Genomic DNA, 20698 nt, shown 5'->3' on the forward strand with positions numbered 1-20698 from the left:
CAGAGGTGGATAAATATCATCAATATAAAGGTTTTAAGTTTGGCATCGCTAAAGAAACTCCAGTCCTAACTCAAGACTTTGAAATTCGATACTGCTGGGCAATGTAATAAAACAAACGATAGTAATCTTGAAATTCTTGGCTTTTGCTTCGTCCCTGCCAAAAGTATTTCACTTGATCCTGAGTTAGTGTCAGTGTCATAGAACCTACTCCTTGATCAACTTCTACAACTAGCATCCCAGATACTCCTTGGGCGGTTTGAAAGTTGGGTTTAATCTTTTTCACTGGCTCTTGCTCTGTAACAATCGAATTCAGTAACTGCTGACTTGCCCACCCTCGAATTTCCACCGTTTTGTTTTGGGGCGAAATAAACGCAATTCCATCACCATTTGCTGGGCCTGCTGAAGAAGTCCAGTTACTCGGATATGGAAATTCAAAGCCATAACGGGAGTTGCTATAAGTTTTCCATGCGATCGCTCCAGCGTTAAAATCATTGGCAGTACAACCCCACAAAATTATTAACAGGGCAATAACCGCGCTAACGCTAGCAGCAAATCGATAAATTCTTCGCCCCAAACTACAGATTTTATTCGTAGTAGCCATTTATATTACACATTTTGCCAAAGTCACTGATTTTATAGAAATACCAGAAACTCAGATCAATACCTTGCACTGAAAGAGCGCTCGTTAAAAATTAAATATTCTTTCAGGATATTTACCATTCTCTTTTGACTCCTCAGTAGAGAAGCTTATAAAGAGTGCTATATCACACATTTTATGTACAGTGCATCTCAGACACCCGAGCTAACTTTGGAGCTTTTTCACTTCCAAACCAACACATCTTTACAATTTCCACCAAATCTTTCTGTAATTTCCATTGGTAAGCCAAACGACCAAAAACCGCCTGATATTGATATTTCTGGCTTACCAGATTCGGATGTGGCATCTCGCATCCACGCACAAATTTGGATGAATGGGGACGAATACCATATTACCGATTTGGGCAGTTCTAATGGTACATACATTAATGGTGCGAAACTTCAACCTCAAGTTTTTTGTCCACTGCATCCAGGAGACAGAGTTTCCCTTGGGCAAGGAGACAAAATAACTTTTATGTTTAGGGTGCAGCAAAACTCTGCGTCTACCGCAAAAAATCCTACACCAAATTCCGCGCCAACGAAAATTACAGCGCCTACCACCAGTAAAGAAGAGGAACAAGTAATCTTTGCTAGTAAGCTTCTTGGTTTGGGGCTAATCCTAGCAGGCATTACATTTTTAAGTACAAGTATTTATGTGAGCGTCTACTTACGCAGCACACCTGGAATTTTGCTGTGTATGGGAGGTGTAGTAGCTCTAAATTGGGGTGGGCGCGATAATCGGAAGCTAGGATGGGTTTTGATTGGGATCGGAATTGCTCTATTCATCGCCAGTGGTGTTGTAATCGGCTCTGTGTCTCTTTTTTCTCTGCTAGTGTCATTCGCTGGCATCTCCTGTGGATATCAGTTGTTTACAACCGGAAAGGTGTTCAACTTTAATCCGCTTACACTCCAAATAGTTAAAAAATAGGCCAAGTTAGGGAATCATTAATTAGCGATCGCTAATTGCCATTGAGGTTTCAGGATTTGAATCCTAAGCCCTGATTAACTTCGAAGAGGTTTGTCGTGAGGGATTTATCACTCAATAAACAGCATTTTAGCTCCTAATGTGAATAAATATAACAAAAGTAGCGTCAAAACGTTTTGCTGTCTTGACAACCAATAGAAGAACCGATAAGTTGATATACATACCCGGGTAAGACCGTTAAAGAGTTATATGCAAACGCAAACTAAGCAAAAGGTTACTTTGTATTTATCGCCAGAGTTGCACAGAAAACTAAAGATTCGTTCAGCAGTTGATTCCGAACCAATGTCAGAACTTGCCGAACGTGCCCTTGGTTTTTACCTATCTAATCAAGAATTGGTTGACGAGTTAGAAGATTCTTCTTATGGGCGGACTCATAGAGTTTATTCATGCCCAACTTGTGATAGCTCACTAGTCTTACGTGATGGGGAACTGGTTACTTTGGGCAATCAACCAGGAGTAGTCGGTCAAGAACATCTTTCCATTGATGAAATGGATGGAGATGAAACCAACCCCAAGGGTGAGGAAGAGTTAGTTCCTTGCTAGATAGATAGGAATTATGGATTATTCATTCATGATTCGGTTGTCTTTACCAGAAGCAATGTCTCTACTGTCTCTATAAGGTCTCAAGTAGGTCGAAGTATGAAAGAAGAGCTCAATATCCTAATTCAAGCTCAATACCCTTTAATCTACCTTGTGACCTCCGAGGAAGAGCGGGCCGAGCAAGCAGTTTCCACAATCGCCCAGTTGTTGAAGCCCCAGCGCCGAGTATTTGTTTGGACAGTGACACACGGGATTGTGGAATATGGTCAACCCCGGAATGTCACCCAACATAATACCGTGTCTCCAGAGGCGGCGATTGAGTGGATAATCCGGCAGAAAGAACCGAGTATATTTATTCTTAAAGATTTACACCCCTTTATTGATGCGCCTGCAACAAATAGATCGTTACGTGATGCGATCGCTAGCTTTAAAGGTACGCAAAAGAACATCATTTTGATGTCTCCAATGCAACAAGTGCCTATAGAGTTGGAAAAAGAAGTTGTTGTTATCGATTTTACACTGCCAGACATGGCGGAGTTAAATAAAGTACTGACTCAGCACGTAGACCAAAATCGTGGTCGGCGGTTGACAACAGAGGCTAGAGAAAAGCTTCTCAGAGCAGCTTTAGGACTAACTAAAGATGAAGCTGAGAAAGTCTACCGAAAGGCGCAGGTAACTACAGGGCGTTTGACGGAAGATGAAGTAGATATCGTTTTATCTGAGAAAAAGCAACTAATTCGGCGCAATGGAATCTTAGAATACATTGAAGAAGATGAAACCATTGATGCAGTAGGTGGCTTAGAAGAGTTAAAAAGATGGCTCAAGCAACGCTCTAACGCTTTTACAGAAAGAGCGAGAGAGTATGGTTTGCCTCAACCAAAAGGGATGCTAATTCTCGGAGTTCCCGGTTGCGGTAAGTCATTGATTGCTAAAACTACCTCCCGGCTGTGGGGTTTACCACTGCTGCGGTTAGATATGGGCCGAGTCTACGACGGCTCAATGGTGGGACGAAGTGAAGCAAACTTGCGGAACGCCCTAAAAACAGCAGAATCTATTTCCCCAGCGATTTTGTTTATCGACGAATTAGATAAATCCTTTGCTGGTAGTGGAGGTTCTTCTGATTCCGATGGGGGAACATCAAGCAGAATATTCGGCTCTTTCCTCACATGGATGCAAGATAAGAAATCACCAGTGTTCGTGATGGCAACTGCCAACAGAGTAGAACGCTTACCTGGCGAATTCTTGAGGAAAGGACGCTTTGATGAAATTTTCTTTGTCGATCTGCCAACACCGGAAGAACGGCAACACATTTTTAATATTCATCTGACCAAGCGCCGTGAAGACATCTCTAGATTCGATCTTGAGCAACTAGCCAAGATGTCTGATGGCTTTTCTGGGGCAGAAGTTGAGCAAGCGATCGTTGCGGCAATGTATGAAGCTTTTGCCCAAGATCGGGAGTTCACCCAATTAGATATTATTGCTGCACTGAAGGCAACATTGCCGCTGTCTCGAACGATGCAAGAACAAGTAACGGCTCTGAGAGATTGGGCCAGACAGCGCGCACGCCCCGCAGCATCCTCCGTAGCTGAATATCAGCGAATGGAGTTTTAAAAGCTTTCCTCTGCCATCCCAGGGGGAAAGGCTAGCTCTGAATGCTAGCAGTTATAAGAAAAAGCCGCATCCTGCTAAGAGCGGCTTCGCCCGAAACAAACCGTTGTCGTTTTTCTCAATCTTCTCATTGGAGGAAACCCAAATGTCTCACTTTAGCACCCTGCGTACCAAGATCACCGATGCCGAAATCCTCAAAGCTTCTTTGCGCGACCTCGGTATCAGCGTAAAGACTGAAGCTGATGTCCGTGGTTATAACGGTCAGCGCGTCCGTTCTGACATCGTTGCTATGTTAGATGGCGAATATGACCTCGGCTGGTCTCGCAACAGCGATGGTTCTTTTGACCTAATCGCTGACCTGTGGGGCGTTGCTAAGAAGCACAACCAAACCGAGTTGATCAACTCTATCAACCAAAAGTATGCCGTTAACAAAACTTTGGCTGAAGTAAAACAGCGCGGTCTGCAAAACGCCAATGTGAAGTTGGTATTGCAATAACAATTTCTCTGCGCGTTCCCAAAGCTGCACGGGTTAACCATATAAATAGCGGTTAGCCCGCTTTTTTATCGGGACTGAGATTTATTTCTCAGTCCCGATTTTTTCGGCTTCATTTTTTTGTAAGCATTGGCGAAGTTTATCAGGTAAAGCATTCACAAATACTAGAGCATCTTTGTAAAGTAGATAGATTTCATCAGATGTTTTTTCTAGAGAGAATGTACCAAAATCTTGATGAACTAATCTATTTCTTTCGCGTCCTATTTCAAGAAATGCCTTAATAGATGAACTCAGCTGTTCGCTATTTCTAACTTCTTGTTTGATAAAATTTGAAAATATATCACCAAATAAACCAAAAAAACTATTTGCATTTGTATCTTTCCAACTGAAATACGTATGATATTGTCTACTTATAGCCTTATTATTCACAAAGGAAACTAAAAGCTCGTTTTTGTTAGATATTTCACCCATGTATTCGAGAATGTCATTGGTTATACGGTGTTCAAAATAACTTGCTGCGGATAAAAGTAAAGCTTTTCTAAAATTTTCATCTACTGTATTTCGGAGTGATATTTCATTTCCTTGTTCAATATATTCTATTAAAGTTTTAAACTCTTTATAGAGCCTATCAACACCTGTTTCTTCTAGCACTTTTCTACCCTTGAATACCTAAAATATCTTTAGCCCGTTTTAAACGAATTTCAACATTTGTCTTTTTTGTTGTGCCTTCTGAGGAAGCCTTTATAAACTGTCCATCGATTTCTATTTGCTCAATTTTACTAATGTCTACAGGAGAATTTAAGAACTCATGCTGTAAAAATATTGGTTTACATACACTTGTAAATACAGCTTCAAAAAGTGCTATATGAAAGCGTTTGTTACGTTTTCCAATAAATGGATCTTCAGGTAAAGATTCAAACTGCCTTAGAAATGATTTAAACAAGTTCTCAAGATAATCATTTTGCTCTTGAGTGTTTTTTCTACTCCTTCTTGAAAAATTATTTAAAAATTTTGGTAGTGAAGGAGCATAGTCTTCTCCATCAATAAGCATGGCAAAACCTCGAAGTAAAAGCTCAACGTCTTTCATATGAATATCTGGCTCATTCATTTGTAATAATTTTCGCCATCCTTCTTCCATATTTAGACGATTAAGCATTTCGTAAAAAGGAGAATGATATAAGCTGGCTCTAATCTCTTGCGGATACAAATTAACACCACCCGAATTTAAACGATTAAATATTTCATATATTGAAGAACTATCATCTTTAGGGAAATTTTGTTTAACTATTACATTCCGAATAGGTCTAAGCTCAAACTGTGTTTTGTAGTCACCTAAAGTGTGGTAATTAAGTCCTTTAAATTTATTAGGCTGTTCGGGAAGCTTTTGTGTAAGACTTAGATCAAACTTACTAAAATAATTTTCGTCGCTCAAGATTTTATCAGGGATATAACCATTTTTTTCAAATATTCTTCTTAGTTCAACACGTTTCTCCTTAAGAGGAAATTTACCTTTAATGAAATAGTATATAGACATTAATCGTTGCTGTCCGTCAATAATTAAAAACTTATTTCTTGCTTCTTCATATAGAAAAATTTGTGGAATTGGTAAACCTAAAATTATTGATTCAATCAGCTTAGATGCTCTGTTTATATCCCAAACATAATTTCTTTGAAACCCTGGTATTTTAACAGCACCAGATTCCATAAAATTGTAAATCGTTATTACATTAAAATCATTTGGTGTAGAGGTTAAATCATATTCATCAATTTGAAAATCATCCTCTTCGTCAGCATAATCATTAAACCAAATTTGTTCTTCATCAAAAGGGTAGTTATTATCCATAAAAATAATTGTTGCTTTTACTATGCACTGATGGGTTACTAAGACATGATACTCTTATACCCTACACTTGTAGCATCTTGCTTCATTCAGTGTATTGGTTATCTAATACCTTAACTGCAATATTAGGACGATAAATAAAAACTCGGCGTTGTTTTCTATCAATTAACCAACCAAGTTGCGTCCCATTATCAATATACTCTTGCATCTTATCTTGCAAATTCGCAAGTTATCAGTTTCAGAACGCAATTCAATCACAAACTCAGGACAAATCGGTGCAAATTTTTTTCGCAGTTCTGCTGGTATGGCTTCCCAGCGATCGCGTTTTATCCACGCCGCATCTGGCGATGTCTACGACGCGCTACGCCTACGCACCGCCATTAGGCATTGATCGTTGGTCATGGCGATCGCAGGTTGCAATTGCAAGACCATTGGTATAATCTCTGTGGCTACAGGTAAGTTGGTGGTCACAATTGCTTTGTGGCTACTTCACCTGCTTTAACTATAATCTTTTCACAATCTACGGTTAAACGAGGGTTAACTCATGAAGATTAGAATTATTGCCAGTGGAAAAAGAACAACGCTTAGGTGGACGGCAAGCTTCGAGTTTGAATTAAACGTCAGTAATCTCATTGATTAAACATATCATTGCAATCAACTTGCTTAATTCACCGCATCTCAGTACAGTAAAATCACAAGCAGTTTCAAGGTCATAAAAATGACGACTGAAAAAAAGATTGCTGTGGTAACAGGCAGCAATCGAGGGCTAGGATATGCTATTTCCCGTCAATTATCCCAAATTGGCAACCGCGTAATTCTGACGAGTCGTAATGAAACAGATGGTCTTGCTGCTAAACAGCAGCTTACCAGTGAAGGGCTTGATGTTGACTATCACACGCTGGATGTCACGAATGATGGAAGTGTGCAACAGTTTACAGAATGGCTGCGTGAAACTTACGGCAAGGCAGATATTCTGGTCAATAATGCAGGCGTGAATCCCACAACTAAGCCGGAAGAGTCCAGCTTACTAACTGTGCAACTGGAAACGATGCGATCGACCTTTGAAACCAATGTTCTAGCGGTACTCAGAATTTCTCAAGCATTAATTCCGTTGATGAAGGTGCAAAACTACGGTCGCATTGTCAATATCTCAACGGAAATGGCATCTCTAACATCAGTTCCCACTGACTACTACCCTTTAGCGCCTTCTTATCGACTCTCAAAGGTGGGAGTAAATGGACTAACTGTGCTTCTCGCCAAGGAACTCCAAGGTACTAATATTCTCGTAAATGCTTATTCTCCAGGTTGGATGAAGACAGATATGGGGGGAGATGATGCGCCGTTCACGGCAGAAGAAGGAGCCGAAACTGCTGTCTATTTAGCAACACTTCCCGATGGAGGAGCGCAAGGACTGTTTTTTGCAGAGATGCGAAAGTTTGGTGGCCCCATTCAATTACAATGGTAGGTTAATATGGGAAATTCCGCAGGTTTACCGCCTATTTACGCGGATAAGCCGATTAAATTAGCACCTGCTAAAATTATTACCTCGTTCCCAGTTAATACTTTTTTGGAAAATCTAGCGATACCTGCGGCGGGCTACGCCTACGCACTAGATGGCACAATTTTTGTAAGCAATCATGAGGTCGGCAAGATTGTTCGCATTACCCCAAATGGCAATCAGCAAATTCATGCTACTGTTGAAGGCAAAGTAAGTGGTCTTGCTTTCACTACCAACGGCGATCTAGTAGCAACAGGCTGGAATGCTGATTCTATACCTGTGGTTTCTCTAGTTAATAGTGATGGCACGGTGGAAACGTTGCTGACACTGCCAGACGCAATGTTTCTCAATGGTATCACACCACTTTCCGACACTCAGTATTTGACAGCAGATTCCTATCGTGGTGCAATCTGGCTGATTGATGTTGCTCAATCCAGTGGATCAATTTGGCTAGAACATCCAATGCTTGCTCGTAGCAATTCGGAGAGCGTGTTTCCTGCTGCAAATGGCTTGAAGCGTTTTGGTGATTTCCTCTACGTTTCAAATACAGAAAGAATGTTGCTGTTGCGGATTCCCGTTGATAGCACAGATAAACCAGGTGAGCCGGAAATTTTTGTTGAGCAGACCAATATTGATGACTTTGCCTTTGATGTAGAAGGCAACCTTTATGGAGCAACGCACATTTACAACAGTGTGGTACGAATTGCACCCGATCGCAGTACTACTATCATTGCTCAAGCCGAGTCAGGTGTAATTGGTAGCACAGCCGTAGCTTTTGGTCAAACTGAGAGCGATCGCACTGCGATTTATGTTGTAACGAATGGTGGAATGTTTTTACCTCCATCCACAGGTGTTGTTCCTGCTAATGTTGTTCGGCTTGAAGTTGGAAAACCTGGATATCCCTTGGGTTGAGAATGACCAAATTGGGGATTTTCAATTGAAAATCCCCAATTGAAAGAAAAATGTTTCAGAACAAGCAAATTTATACTTGCTCTGCAAAAATCAAGCTACGTAAAAAATCTAAAATCCAAAATTGATTGGCATAACGAATGGAGATGGAACAGGACGATCAATTTGTAACCGTGGTCATTACGCAAGTTGTAAAGCCAGGATGCGAAAGTGCTTACGAGGCTTGGTTGAAAGAAATTACCAGGGTTTCCAGAACCTATATAGGTCATCTGGGAACAAATGTGATTCGTCCCCAACTTGGCGTGCGAAATGAATATGCGATCATCTTCCGGTTTGACGGTTATGAAAATTTAAAGGTGTGGATGACATCGCGCGATCGCGAATATTGGCTGAATCAAGGTAAACATTTGGTGGAATCCGATCCTGATGTTCAACAAATCTGTGGATTAGAAGCTTGGTTTTCTCTTCCCGGTCAACCACTGAAAACCCCACCACGCTACAAAACAGCATTGCTAACTTGGGGAGCTGTATTTGTGTTGATTAATTTGTTGAATACATTTATAACGCCCCTGCTTCGCGGCTTACCTCCCTTAATTATTTCGTTGATCATTACCATTACTATGGTTTTGCTATTAACTTATGTTGTCATGCCTAGAGTTAGCCGTTTGTTTAGTTTTTGGCTATATCCTAAATTACGAAAAGTTTAGCACCTGATCGCCCCTCTAGAATGCCAAAATTTTAGGGGTAGTTATCTAACCACCCCTTTATTGCCCTAATAATTTAGAATTTACTTGCAGACCCCTTAATGGGAAGTTAATTTACTCAGAAATGTTAATCGAACTTTCAACTTGAGAAGTAGCCAATGTTGGTGCTGTAAAAATCCGCGAGTACAGACTTGATGGTTGTTGATGAGCAACAACTGGTAGAACTTGACGAGCATGAGCGGCTAATTCTATTGCTTTCACATCATAAGTCTGCGTTGCCAATTTGGGATAAAAACCAATACCGATGATTGGCAGCAGTAAACAAGCGGTAATAAATATTTCGCGGGGTTTGACATCAGATATTACAGCATCCAAGTGCAACTCTTGACTTTGTTCACCGTAGAACACTTGACGCAGCATCGACAGTAAATAGATTGGTGTCAAAATCACGCCAACTGCTGACAGCAGCACGACTACAATTTTGAAGCTGGAACTGTAAACATCACTGGTGGCGATACCCAGAAATACCATCAACTCACCCACAAAGCCACTCATTCCGGGTAAGGCGAGAGAAGCCATTGAACCAATGGTAAACAGAGCAAAGGTTTTGGGCATTACCTTGGCCATACCGCCCATTTTATCCATCATCAAGGTGTGAGTGCGATCGTAAGTCACGCCAGACAGGAAGAACAAGCTAGCAGCAATCAAGCCGTGGGAAACCATCTGTAATACTGCACCGCTTATACCCAGTTCTGTATAAGAGGCAATCCCAATTAGCACAAATCCCATGTGGGCAATTGAAGAGTAAGCCAAGCGGCGTTTGAGATTGGTTTGAGCGAAGGCACAGCAAGCACCGTAGACAATGTTAACCACACCCAAAATTGCCAGTACTGGGGCAAAAGTCACATGGGCATTGGGCAACATTTCCACATTGAAGCGGATCAGAGCATAACCACCCATTTTCAACAACACACCAGCCAAAATCATCGAACCGGGTGCTGATGCTTCACCGTGGGCATCAGGTAGCCAAGTGTGTAAAGGGAAAATTGGTAACTTCACACCGAAGGCAATCAAGAAACCTGCATAAACCAACAATTCCAAGGTTTTAGGGTATTCTTTCATTCCCAGAGTCGCCATATCGAAGGTGACGTTATCTCCAGAGAATGCCATTGCAAAACCGGCAATCAAGATGAATATTGATGCGGCGGCTGTGTAAAGAATGAATTTAGTAGCCGCATAACGGCGATTTTGTCCTCCCCAGATGGAAATCAGTAGGTAAACCGGCACTAACTCGATTTCCCACATTAGGAAGAACAATAGCAAATCCTGAGCGACGAATACACCAAGTTGGGCGCTGTACATCGCTAGCATCAAACCATAAAATAATCGCGGCTTGGTGGTAACTTTCCAAGCCGCGAAGATTGCGAGAGTATTTATTAAGCCTGTTAGAAGCAATAAGGGCATCGATAAACCATCAACCCCCACAGCCCAATGCAAACCTAACTGCGGTATCCAAGGATAGTTTTCAACAAGTTGGAGTGTTGAACTCTGAAAGTCATACTTATACCAAAAGGCATAAATCATCAGTGCAAAGTCAGCGATCGCAACTCCCAGACCATACCAACGCACAGTTCTACCTTCTTTGTCTGGGATCAGGGGTATGGCTAAGGCAGCCACCAAGGGTAAGAGGATTATGGCTGTTAGCCAGGGAAATTCAATAGCATTCATCACTTCTGACAATCAATTTGCCTTCTCAATTTTGATTTCATTATATTAAGGAATCTATACTTTTGTAAACTATCTTGAACTCTAGAAGATTTAGTTTTAACTATTTACAGGAATATATACTCATCAAATCTCAAATCATCAGGATAAATAAGAATAAATGCTTATCGTATTTTGCCGCCTTCCATTCTAAATGTAAACTTTTGCAACGTCAACTAAAGCCACCGTTACAATACGGTTACATTTTCTAGTTAAGCTTAATTGTCGGTTGACATAAAATATCGACGCAGCTACAGTGCCAAGTTTCAAAACCTGGGATTATAACTGCGTCAGTATGTTGATGAACAGGGTTGTGTAAACTATGTTGCGTGGAAAAAAGAGCAGCCCTAATACTAATTTAATGTGAAGTTGCACATATCTTGATCCCCCTCTAAATCCCCCTTTTTTAGGGGGACTTTGATAGATGTTTTTCTGGTTCCCCCCTTATTAAGGGGAGCCAGCGCGGTCTTCTCCCAAAGGGAGAGGCTAGCGCCTTTCCTTCGGAACGCTACGCGAACGCGGAGCGTCTCGTAGAGAAGGGGGTTTCCCCCATGAGCGACTGGCGTAGGCTAGGGGGGATCGAATTCTATGCAGCTTCATAAAAAATTGGTATAAGCAGTTGCAGATTGGTTTTCGAGGGGAAAAATCTGGCTTTTAAATATAATTGCAACAATTTAGAACAATTATCATTCTGGATAAACCTTTAAAATGCGTTCACCATTTCATATATATAAACTAGAGCGACAGTCTATAAAAATGTATAAATAATTTTACCTAATCATCGGACTTACGCACACTCTATAAATACTTTTCTTCTCTGCGAGAAATTAAGCTTTTTGGCAATTTTTGCGTAAGTCCTAAATCCTAAATTGCTGAGTCCGTTATAAATACTGAATTTTTAATGCAATAATCCCAATCAAGACAGCAAGACCTAACGCTCTACGAAAATAATTGACCCCTTGAAATAATTCCAGCCACGCCCAAGTAAACAAAGATCCATTTGCTAGTACCTCTAAAACTGTATTGATTTTACCATTTGTAAAAATTAGAGCTAGTAAACTGGTTACTATCCAAACAATCAGTGGTAGGTTTGGCATCTGAGCTAAAACAATTTTGCCATCGCTGTCACGAAAGGTTTTATCAATTAATGTATTTTCCATTATTTAAAATTACTACCTAGTTACAAATGATTAACTTACAGAAACTATTGGAAGGTCTATCAGAATAGGATTACATTGAGTTGTAAATTCCTTAATGATATTAAACCATGTAGGAAAATATTTTCCCAAGCATCTAATTGCTGAGATTATAACTATGCTAATAGACATAATGACACTAACAATATATCTGTCGTAAGGGACTTCCAAAGAATAAATTATTCCAAGAAAAACAAGAGACAGGTTTTCTCGAGAATAATAATCATTTTAAGGGGGGGGGGAGAAAAGGGGTTGCTGAGGGCAACCCCTTTTCTCCCCTCATCTATGCATGAAGAATCTATACACTTGTCGTCTGCTTTGAAGTTAAACAGTGTAAAATTATTATGTTTTGTAGCTAAATAAATGCTGTTATTAAAATCAAATAACTTTTGTTTTACTACAACAAATATCAATAAACCAATTACCTAAATTTGGGAAAACTTCATGAGTAGAATCGGTTAGCTGCTCAATCTGTTTTTCAATTTGAGCCATCGTTTTTTTTGTAAGCTTTACCCCCATCCTCATAATTTTTGTGTACTAGTTTAACTACTGGATGAGAACCTTTCCATTTCATAGTACTAGCAAACTTTAAAGCCGTCTCCACTTCATCTAAAATGCTGCCATTCCAATGATTCTCTAGTATTGCCCATGTCCTTTCTATCGGATTATATTTACTATGATAGGGCGGATATTAAGCTAAACGTATATTTACTTGATGTTTTTGGGCAAATTCTACTATACGTTTCATAAATTGGTTACGCCGTAAACTGTTCTGTGGCACATTATCTTGATTGAGAAGTAGGGTTTGAATATCGGAAAAACGATGCTTTTGTTCTAACCAAAAATCCTCTAAAATATCAACAATAAAATTGCTTGTAACTTTCGATTCTGTAAAGTATAAAAATAGCTCATCAAGCTTTGGAAGAAAGATACCATAAGGAGTTACAGTTTTTTTTGGATTATAATCATGGTCATCAGCTTTCACTCCATCCCGGCTTTTACCCCCTCGATCAAATGAGCCAATCTTAACGCGGGCTTTTCCGTCCATACTTAGGCGTAAAACACTCTTATCTTCCGAAGCCTCAATATTAACTATGTCTAGTGGCTCAAAGATTGCATCAGTTTGTGGGATTTTTTTGAAGCTGAACTTTCTTTACCCTTCTGAGCTTGTAACCTAAATTATTCAATTTGACTCGAATTGTTTCTGATGTATGTAAATTTTCATCACTATAACCATATTTTTCGATTAATTGCTTTCTGACTTCAGATGCACTGAGTCTGGTATATAGTCTTTGACTTTGAAAACTCGGATCAGTTTGACTATAGAAGTCAACTAAATTTTTTATATCTTCTAAAAGATTTGGTAGGTGTTCTTCTGCTTTATAACGTCCTTTAGCACTCATGTTATCAACACAAGTAATACCACTTTTTAAGTCTCTTACTCCTTTGCGAATTGTGTCTCTATTCCATCCTAATTCTGATTGTGCAAGCCTTTGCCCTCCTAAACCTAAGCCCTGAACTGCCTGTGCCATAAAGAAAGCGCTTTGCTGCACCCTTTAATTGAGACGCAGTTTCAATTAACAACTTTTTGAGAGAATCAGTTAATACTATAGCTACCAGTTACCACACTCAAAAACTCAATCATTATTCAAATTACTACAAAAGAGGGATGAAGGGGCAGCCATAGGCTGCCCCTTCATCCCTCTTTAAAATGATGATCATTATTGTTAATGGAATAGTTTATTTTCTGGAAGTCCCTTGATTTAGCTATGCCTAACATGGATGGCTTTGAGCTAATGGTTCATTTACAAGAAAATCCACAAACTCGTTTGATTCCAATCTTACCCGTACCCTCGAACCAAGAGTGCAAGAACGCACCGCAGAATTAACCCAATCTCTCCAACAGTTACAAAACACCCAACTACAACTAATCCAGAGTGAGAAAATGTCCACCCTTGGACAACTTATTGCAGGGATAGGTCATGAGATTAATAACCCGATTGGTTTTATTAGTGGAAATTGCTCTCATATTGAGGAATATGTCAAGGATCTTCTGCGTTTGGTGAATCTCCAACACCAAAAGCTACCACATCCAGACCCAGAAATTGAAGAACTTGTTGAAGAAATTGACTTAGAGTATCTAGTTGAAGATTTACCAAAAATTTTGGGATCAATGGAGCAGGGAATTGGTCGTCTGAAGGATATCAGCCTTTCTCTAAGAACCTTTGCTCGATCTGATATCTCATCTATGGTGGAGTTTCAAATTCACGAGGGAATTGATAGTACCTTAATGCTATTAAAACATCAACTCAAAGACCAAGGAGAACGCTCTGTAATCGAGGTTGTTAAACAATATGGTGAGTTACCTCCAATCACTTGCTATCCCGGACAACTGAATCAGGTATTTATGAATATTATCGCCAATGCCATTGATGCATTTGATGACCTCTATCAAAACCGCTCAGTTGAGGAGATAGCTGCTGCTAGCCCTCACACCATCATGATCGCTACATCAATCCAGCATGAGCAACAAACCGTGACAATTTGCATCGAAGATAACGCTCTTGGTATGCCTCCTGAAGTGCAAGCGAGAGTTTTTGAGCCATCTTTTACAACTAAGCCTGTGGGAAAAGGAACTGGGCTAGGATTAGCTATTAGCTACCAAATTATTATCGATAAACATAATGGACAAATCAACTGCTCGTCAACCTCTGGTCAGGGAACGAAGTTTATTATTACTCTAGCAACTTCAGTAGATCGAAAGAAAATTTCTGCGATCGCTTTAGGCTAGTGTTCCGAGTATCATCTTGACTTTAAGACTCAAGAACATTGGCAAAAAGGCAAAGACTAAAGACTTTTTAATATGACAGATGTGTAAATGCTTAATAGCTGATAATAAGAACTTTAGTTCTTGGCTTTCAAGTACTAAAGCCCTTACTAGAAAACACAAATCAAATTTTTAAATCGCGTAGTGCTAGACGAATTTGCTCCAAGCGCCTACGGTTTACACCAAAATCTGAGTCTCCAAGACGTGATGCGGAACGTAGATGAATTACTGACTCATTAGCAGGGAAATAAAACTCAACATCATCCACAAATTGGAATATCCTACTCTTAGAAAGAGCATGGATGTAATTATCTGTCTGTTGAATAACCTCTGTACGTGGAACCACACTAAGAACTTTGAGTAAAGTTGCTCGTGCTGTCTTGAGGTCTACATGATAGACGATCGGGTCAATGCTATGTTTGGAATCAGCATCTTGACTGACAGCACAGTTCGGAGAAGGCGGACAGGGAGCAAGATGAATATTGTCAACTCCCAAGCCAAAAGTGGCAGCCCAAGTAGCAGCAGGAAGCATGAAGGTGCTAGTCAGGCTGAAGAATATTACAAAGATAATACTCCACATCATTCGCTGCACGTACCTCATTTCCCCGTTCACGGAGCGTTCCGTAGGAAAGGGGTATGTTTTTAGCAGAGGGAACATGATCAATTTACTCCTTGTTAAGAAACATAAATATACCTGAAACACTCACCAATGACAAACAATAAATGACCAATGGACTTCACAAGTTCCTCAAACTCTTTATATGTAACTGAAAGTACAGCGCATTCCAGAAGCTAAAAACTAATTCTGATACCAATTCTGTATGGAGATGCGCTAAACCATATTTAAGTACAGGACAGAAGAAAGAGAAACGAACCGCAAAGGACGCAAAGGACACAAAGAAAGAAGTTAAAAGGGTTTGGCGCAGTTTCACAAAGAAATGGTATGAGGACTTACGCAAGTATCATTTTTTTCGCCAAAATCGCCCAAAGTCAAAAATCCAAAAAGCTTGACTTTTGACCATTAATGCGAAGATATGCAGCATAGCGAAGCGATCGCCTGGAAAAATACCGCCGCACAATTATAGAAATGCTGTTTGCTCGGTCTGCGTCACTAATGCTAACTGCGAATTGTAGCCTTGAACCACAATAAGGACGCGAATTTATCAAGTTTGCTTAACTTCACAAGTTACTCAAATTCTTTATATAAATTGAAAGTCAGACAATAACACAATAATTTTAGAATCAATTATGGTTATGGCAATTAATTATCGGGAAAGAATCATTGCTCTTTGGACAGTATTTCTACTAGGGACATTGTTTCATACAGAACTGGGTTTAATGCCGCTTTTTCACGGTTTATCTGTTATTGAATCTCAAAAAGCTACAAATATCAACGATATTTCTGGAATTATGTGGTTGATGTTAGGTTTTTTTGTGCTACCAATGCTGGCAATTATTCTGACTATTTTTACCGATTCAAAGCGTTATCGAATCATTCATTTTGGCTTAACTGTCTTTTACAGCATCATGAACTTACTACACGTGATTTTAGATTTATTTGTCCAGCCAGTTCTCTGGTATCAGATAGCCTTGATGGTGTTATTATTTTTTGTGGGTTTATTATTAAATATCACTACTTTTAAATGGATGCAAATGCATAATAGGTCTAACAAATCACAAATAGAATTAGAAAATTCACGTTTGTAGATTTTATTAAACCTGCATTCTAAGCTTTATCATAAATTTGATTTTGAAGAATTTTTGAATAAACATTCAATTTCCATATTTGTTTAACTTGATTGAATCAGTTTTAAAACAACACATCGACAAAAGTTATCTTGTAACATTCAACATTCATTCTTCTGTGATTTCCATTTCAAAATACAAATCTACCGAGCGCGATAATGCCTAATGGTAGGATAACAGAAGTATGAAATTGTGAATACAAAAGCCCTCATTTCTCCTCAAGAACTCACGTCCATATTAGCAGAAAAGTCATCACTTCCTGTCATTATTGATACACGAACTCCCGAAGATTATGCTATTTCTCATATTCCTCACTCCATAAATATTAGAGATTTTTTCACCTATCTTTTAGAGAGTTCCTATCCAGCCGGATTAAAGGAATTACAAGAGTATTTTGCAGAAATTATGAGCAAGCTGGGAATATCGGGTGCGGAACGGTTAATTGTCTATGAGGATACTTTAAATAAAGGTTATGGTCAATCTTGTCGAGCAGCTTTTTTACTGAAGTATTTGGGTTGCGCTGAGGTATCTATCTTACACGGAGGATATAGAGCATGGCTGACAGAGGGATTACCTACTACCGATGAAGTACCATTATGTGAAAGCAGCATATTTAGATTGCATCCCAACACTGACATAATGGTGACTACCGCCGAGATGTTGCAAGCAATTGATAATCCAGCAATTATTAAATTAGATGTGCGCGATCGCAACGAATGGCTTGGGCTGAGTTCTTCTCCCTATAATCCTGACTTTTGCCCTCGCAAAGGTCGAATCCCTAATGCTGTATGGTTAGAATGGCATCATCTGATGAATTCCGAATCGGAAATCCCCACATTCCGATCGCCAAATGAAATCCGAGAGATTTGTCAATCAGTAGGTATTACTCCAGAGTCCATTGTGTATATTTACTGCTTTAAAGGTTCAAGGGCTGCTAATACATTAATAGCTCTTGAACAAGTAGGAATTTCTGCTAGAAATTATTTTGGCTCTTGGAATGAATGGTCTCGTGATTTTTCCTTACCCATTGATAGCAGAGTCATCAACGTGTAGGCATCGCAGGCTCGGTTTCTTGCTGTAACATAATTGACGTTGGGTTTTCGAGACGCGATAAATCGCCGTCTCTACAAGTGTTTTGGTCTTATCTGAACTGTATTGCTTTATAACTCGGAATCTGTTTTGGGAAAAAAGTTACTAGATTTGAGTTAAAGGTTTTGTCTTTACCATTATCCCCAAAACCCAAGAAGTATTGCCTAGTTGGAAAAAAGCATGAACTGCGATCGCTAGTAGAGCAATTATACTTAACCCAATTGTAGGAAGTATTTTGGTGGGCAATTGTGCCAATCTAGCAAATAACTTTTCTTTGGATAGACTTATGGCTAAAAAATCTCAACCAAATGTAGAACAATACCAAGATGTCAGATTATCTGCCACCACAAGAATTTGGGTAATTACAGTCGCCATTCTCGGAGTTTGCGTCCCACTCTCAGCCGTTACTAGAAGTGGTGCTATTCTTCCTTTAGTTGCTATTGGTGGTGCAGCAGTTGGTACAGTTGCTGTTTGGCGTTCTGATGAGCAAAAATCAAAAACTAACTATTTGCAGCAGCAGCAAATAGAGCTGTTAGAGCGGAGATTAGCGAATTTAGAAACAATTGTTAGCAGTGATGACTTGAACTTGCAAATGAAAATTAAACAGATTGAGGCAAGAGATACTTTTAGTGACTCGTCTGATGTAAGTACTATACCCAGACAACCAAAACGCAAAGGTTAAAATTGGCTAATCTTCAGCATTTATGCCAATTTCAGATGATATACCCGAAAATAATCGTTACTAAGTCATTTTAGTGGGGGTATTTGTTGACTTAACGTTGCCGCAACCTTTAAAATGCTTTTCACATTAAACTTTCCTTTGCAGCTAGAAGTGTTTCCTTAGAAACAGTATCTTGTTGTCCATCTTCGTTAGAATTGACTGACATCATTTAATTCTATATACTTCAACTGCATCAGTTCATGAAATGTCTAAGTGCTATCCATCTCTATTTTTCCCGGAAACATCTGCCAATGGCTGTGTTTTATTAGACTGTTAACATTACTGAATTTTTAATTAACTAAGGTTATAAACTTGAGTAATTGCATTGGTATAGCTTACCGTAGGTATGCAATAGTTTGCCGCAGGAATGCAGATGGATTGGATTAGCTTACTTAAATTTCAACAAGCTGACTTCCTTCAACGTGTGAAGAAACCTAGAACTTATGACTTATCTTTATTGGAAAGTCAAGTAAAGGGTTGTCACACTGAAATGATGGCTTTTTGGGGCGAACCATTGGCCAGACTCCAAGAATTTTCTCGCCAACAAGCAGAAGTTCTTGCCAAAAATCCACCGCCTACGCCACCTGAATATCCTGAGCCTCCAGACTGGACGATACCTTTTCCCAAATACTTCCAGCGCCAAGCGGAAGATTATCTTTTGCGGGAAAAAATCGTTGACCTGGTGATAGCTGAACGTTTGGGGAAGTTGGTAAAAAAGGTATCACAAGATACTTTGCAAAATATGATTTTAGATGATGAGGGAAATTTGTGTGGCGAAAGCAAATTTTCTTATGTACTAAAAGATAATCCTCAGCTAAGTGTTCAAGTTTATGTTGCTGATGGAGAAAGTTTTAATGGTATTAAGAAAGACAAAATTAAATGGTCGGTTACTCAAGAAGATTTAAAAAATCACCAAGTATTAATTTTTCTCTGTTTGTTTTATCCATCAACAGGTCAGTTAGGATACGAAAGACAGAGTATAATTACAGGATTTTTACCTGCAAATCAAATTGAACTTACTGAACCAAAACTGTATATAAGTCCGAGTAACTTGTTGTATGCCGGTGGTCTGAGTTGGTATTTAGAATCACTTATTGGCAAAAAAGACACGTCGCCAGTAATTAATGAAAAAGCGATCGCAGATACAATACAAACTCTACCATCAGAGCATTGCCTTAAGGGTATAGTTGGTGACTGGGAATGCTGGCAAACTTTACAAGGGCACAATAGAGGTATTAATTGCCTAGCTTTTAGTTTTGCGTGTAAGAATGGTAAAGCCTTACCTATATTGGCAAGTGGTAGTCGTGGAGAAACGAAACTCTGGGATTTGAGCAAGGGTGAATTAATAGATACTTTATCAGAGTATCCTTGGGTGATACCTGGGCTAGTGGATGAAGTGAATTCCCTAGCTTTTAGTTCAGATGGACAGACTTTAGTGAGTTGCGGTGCTGATTCCACAATTAAACTTTGGCACGTGGGTGCTTTAGACTTGATAGATATTTTGCATAAACATAATGGGGTAGTGCGGTGTGCTGCCTTTACTCCAGATGGCAGAATGTTAGCTACAGGCGGAGATGACAGAAAAATTTTGTTTTGGGATTTGATGCATCGTCAGGTTACGATCGCACTTTCTTTAGATGATACAGCTGCTCATTCTCTGGTTTTGAGCCGAGATGGGGAAACTATAGTTACAGGTAGCTATCGTAAAATCAAAGTCTGGCGAACTTCACCCCAGACGGGGATCAAAAGTTTAAAGGATGCACAACCTCTGCATACTTTAATGGGTCATTCTCATATCGTTCGTTCGTTAGCAATCAGTGCAGATGCTAAACTGCTCGTGAGTGGTAGCTGGGATCAAACAATAAAAATTTGGCAATTGGAAACTGGAGAATTACTTCATACTCTTAAAGGACATAGAGATAGAGTATATGCGATCGCCTTAAGTCCCGATGGACAAATTATCGCTAGCGGTAGTGCTGATAAAACCATCAAATTATGGCATCTACAAACTGGGGAGTTACTGGGTACGTTTACAGGTCATGGAAATATAGTCACAGCATTAGCCTTCACAGCTTCTGGCGAGATGTTGGTTAGCGGAAGTTTAGATAAGACAATTAAAATTTGGCAACGGAGTTAAGAATT

General features: G+C 39.6%; 19 protein-coding genes and 3 pseudogenes. 14 read left to right on the forward strand and 8 right to left on the reverse strand.

Translation table 11 applies throughout. From position 1 onward, the window contains the following. Positions 1 to 70: 70 nt before the first annotated feature. Complete coding sequence (locus tag H6G86_RS01035) at positions 71 to 601, reverse strand: hypothetical protein (protein WP_190932720.1); 531 nt, start codon at positions 599 to 601, stop codon at positions 71 to 73. 174 nt (positions 602 to 775) lie between these two features. On the opposite strand from H6G86_RS01035, the gene H6G86_RS01040 reads away from it, so the two are divergent. From H6G86_RS01040 to H6G86_RS01055, 4 genes are all read left to right on the forward strand, one after another. Beyond that, the gene (locus tag H6G86_RS01040) at positions 776 to 1564 is read left to right on the forward strand and encodes an FHA domain-containing protein (protein WP_190932721.1); all 789 of its coding nucleotides are present in this window, start codon (positions 776 to 778) and stop codon (positions 1562 to 1564) included. A gap of 246 nt (positions 1565 to 1810) precedes the next feature. Next, complete coding sequence (locus H6G86_RS01045; protein WP_190932722.1) at positions 1811 to 2164, forward strand: slr0373 family blue light stress response protein; 354 nt, start codon at positions 1811 to 1813, stop codon at positions 2162 to 2164. A 96-nt stretch (positions 2165 to 2260) separates the two neighbouring features. After that, positions 2261 to 3772 carry a stress-responsive protein Ycf46 gene (ycf46, locus tag H6G86_RS01050; protein WP_012407316.1) on the forward strand — a complete coding sequence of 504 codons (1512 nt, stop codon included), beginning with the start codon at positions 2261 to 2263 and terminating at the stop codon, positions 3770 to 3772. A gap of 142 nt (positions 3773 to 3914) precedes the next feature. Continuing rightward, on the forward strand, positions 3915 to 4265 hold the full coding sequence (locus tag H6G86_RS01055) for a DUF1257 domain-containing protein (protein ID WP_012407317.1): 351 nt from the start codon (positions 3915 to 3917) through the stop codon (positions 4263 to 4265). Positions 4266 to 4346: 81 nt separating this feature from the next. Here H6G86_RS01055 and H6G86_RS01060 read toward each other — a convergent pair whose 3' ends face one another. The 3 genes and pseudogenes from H6G86_RS01060 to H6G86_RS40095 all read right to left on the reverse strand — a co-directional run. Then, entirely contained in the window at positions 4347 to 4913 is a 567-nt protein-coding gene (locus H6G86_RS01060; RefSeq protein WP_190932723.1) for a HEPN domain-containing protein, read from the reverse strand. Positions 4914 to 4917: 4 nt separating this feature from the next. Further along, a complete protein-coding gene (locus H6G86_RS01065; protein WP_190932724.1) occupies positions 4918 to 6105 on the reverse strand; it encodes a GmrSD restriction endonuclease domain-containing protein in 1188 nt (395 codons plus the stop codon). Positions 6106 to 6187: 82 nt separating this feature from the next. Continuing rightward, positions 6188 to 6450, reverse strand: a pseudogene (locus H6G86_RS40095) (Uma2 family endonuclease); the annotation flags it as partial. On the opposite strand from H6G86_RS40095, the gene H6G86_RS39815 reads away from it, so the two are divergent. The 4 genes from H6G86_RS39815 (at position 6378) to H6G86_RS01085 (ending at position 9216) form a co-directional block, all read left to right on the forward strand. After that, entirely contained in the window at positions 6378 to 6542 is a 165-nt protein-coding gene (locus H6G86_RS39815) for a hypothetical protein (protein WP_313930296.1), read from the forward strand. The pseudogene H6G86_RS40095 and the gene H6G86_RS39815 sit on opposite strands and share 73 nt — an antisense overlap. A 278-nt stretch (positions 6543 to 6820) precedes the next feature. Continuing rightward, complete coding sequence (locus H6G86_RS01075) at positions 6821 to 7567, forward strand: SDR family oxidoreductase (protein WP_190932725.1); 747 nt, start codon at positions 6821 to 6823, stop codon at positions 7565 to 7567. A gap of 6 nt (positions 7568 to 7573) precedes the next feature. Then, positions 7574 to 8512: an SMP-30/gluconolactonase/LRE family protein gene (locus tag H6G86_RS01080; RefSeq protein ID WP_190932726.1), complete on the forward strand. Its 939-nt coding sequence runs from the start codon at positions 7574 to 7576 to the stop codon at positions 8510 to 8512. Between the two features lie 143 nt (positions 8513 to 8655). Next, positions 8656 to 9216 (forward strand): putative antibiotic biosynthesis monooxygenase, encoded by a 561-nt coding sequence (locus tag H6G86_RS01085; RefSeq protein ID WP_190932727.1) that lies wholly within the window; start codon positions 8656 to 8658, stop codon positions 9214 to 9216. A gap of 111 nt (positions 9217 to 9327) precedes the next feature. Here the strand turns inward: H6G86_RS01085 and H6G86_RS01090 are convergent, their stop codons facing one another. The 3 genes and pseudogenes from H6G86_RS01090 to H6G86_RS01100 form a co-directional block, all read right to left on the reverse strand. Further along, a complete protein-coding gene (locus tag H6G86_RS01090; RefSeq protein WP_190932728.1) occupies positions 9328 to 10941 on the reverse strand; it encodes an NAD(P)H-quinone oxidoreductase subunit 4 in 1614 nt (537 codons plus the stop codon). Positions 10942 to 11858: 917 nt separating this feature from the next. After that, the gene (locus H6G86_RS01095; RefSeq protein ID WP_190932729.1) at positions 11859 to 12137 is read right to left on the reverse strand and encodes a hypothetical protein; all 279 of its coding nucleotides are present in this window, start codon (positions 12135 to 12137) and stop codon (positions 11859 to 11861) included. 414 nt (positions 12138 to 12551) lie between these two features. Continuing rightward, positions 12552 to 13784, reverse strand: a pseudogene (locus H6G86_RS01100) (ISAzo13 family transposase). A 253-nt stretch (positions 13785 to 14037) separates the two neighbouring features. Between H6G86_RS01100 and H6G86_RS01105 the strand changes: the two are divergent. Next, the gene (locus tag H6G86_RS01105; protein ID WP_313930297.1) at positions 14038 to 14964 is read left to right on the forward strand and encodes a sensor histidine kinase; all 927 of its coding nucleotides are present in this window, start codon (positions 14038 to 14040) and stop codon (positions 14962 to 14964) included. Positions 14965 to 15124: 160 nt separating this feature from the next. Here H6G86_RS01105 and H6G86_RS01110 read toward each other — a convergent pair whose 3' ends face one another. Beyond that, entirely contained in the window at positions 15125 to 15601 is a 477-nt protein-coding gene (locus tag H6G86_RS01110) for a DUF1499 domain-containing protein (protein WP_190932906.1), read from the reverse strand. Between the two features lie 447 nt (positions 15602 to 16048). Between H6G86_RS01110 and H6G86_RS40100 the strand changes: the two are divergent. The 5 genes and pseudogenes from H6G86_RS40100 to H6G86_RS01130 form a co-directional block, all read left to right on the forward strand. Further along, positions 16049 to 16131 (forward strand): annotated as a pseudogene (locus tag H6G86_RS40100) (bidirectional hydrogenase complex protein HoxU); the annotation flags it as partial. Between the two features lie 123 nt (positions 16132 to 16254). Then, positions 16255 to 16707, forward strand: coding sequence for a hypothetical protein (locus H6G86_RS01115; RefSeq protein ID WP_190932907.1), 453 nt, complete (start codon positions 16255 to 16257; stop codon positions 16705 to 16707). A 231-nt stretch (positions 16708 to 16938) separates the two neighbouring features. After that, positions 16939 to 17799 (forward strand): sulfurtransferase, encoded by an 861-nt coding sequence (locus tag H6G86_RS01120; RefSeq protein WP_190932730.1) that lies wholly within the window; start codon positions 16939 to 16941, stop codon positions 17797 to 17799. Between the two features lie 322 nt (positions 17800 to 18121). Further along, positions 18122 to 18517 (forward strand): hypothetical protein, encoded by a 396-nt coding sequence (locus H6G86_RS01125; RefSeq protein WP_190932731.1) that lies wholly within the window; start codon positions 18122 to 18124, stop codon positions 18515 to 18517. 412 nt (positions 18518 to 18929) lie between these two features. Beyond that, positions 18930 to 20693, forward strand: coding sequence for a WD40 repeat domain-containing protein (locus tag H6G86_RS01130; RefSeq protein WP_190932732.1), 1764 nt, complete (start codon positions 18930 to 18932; stop codon positions 20691 to 20693). Positions 20694 to 20698: the final 5 nt, after the last annotated feature.

The organism is Nostoc sp. FACHB-133, assembly GCF_014698055.1.
Lineage (GTDB): Bacteria > Cyanobacteriota > Cyanobacteriia > Cyanobacteriales > Nostocaceae > Nostoc.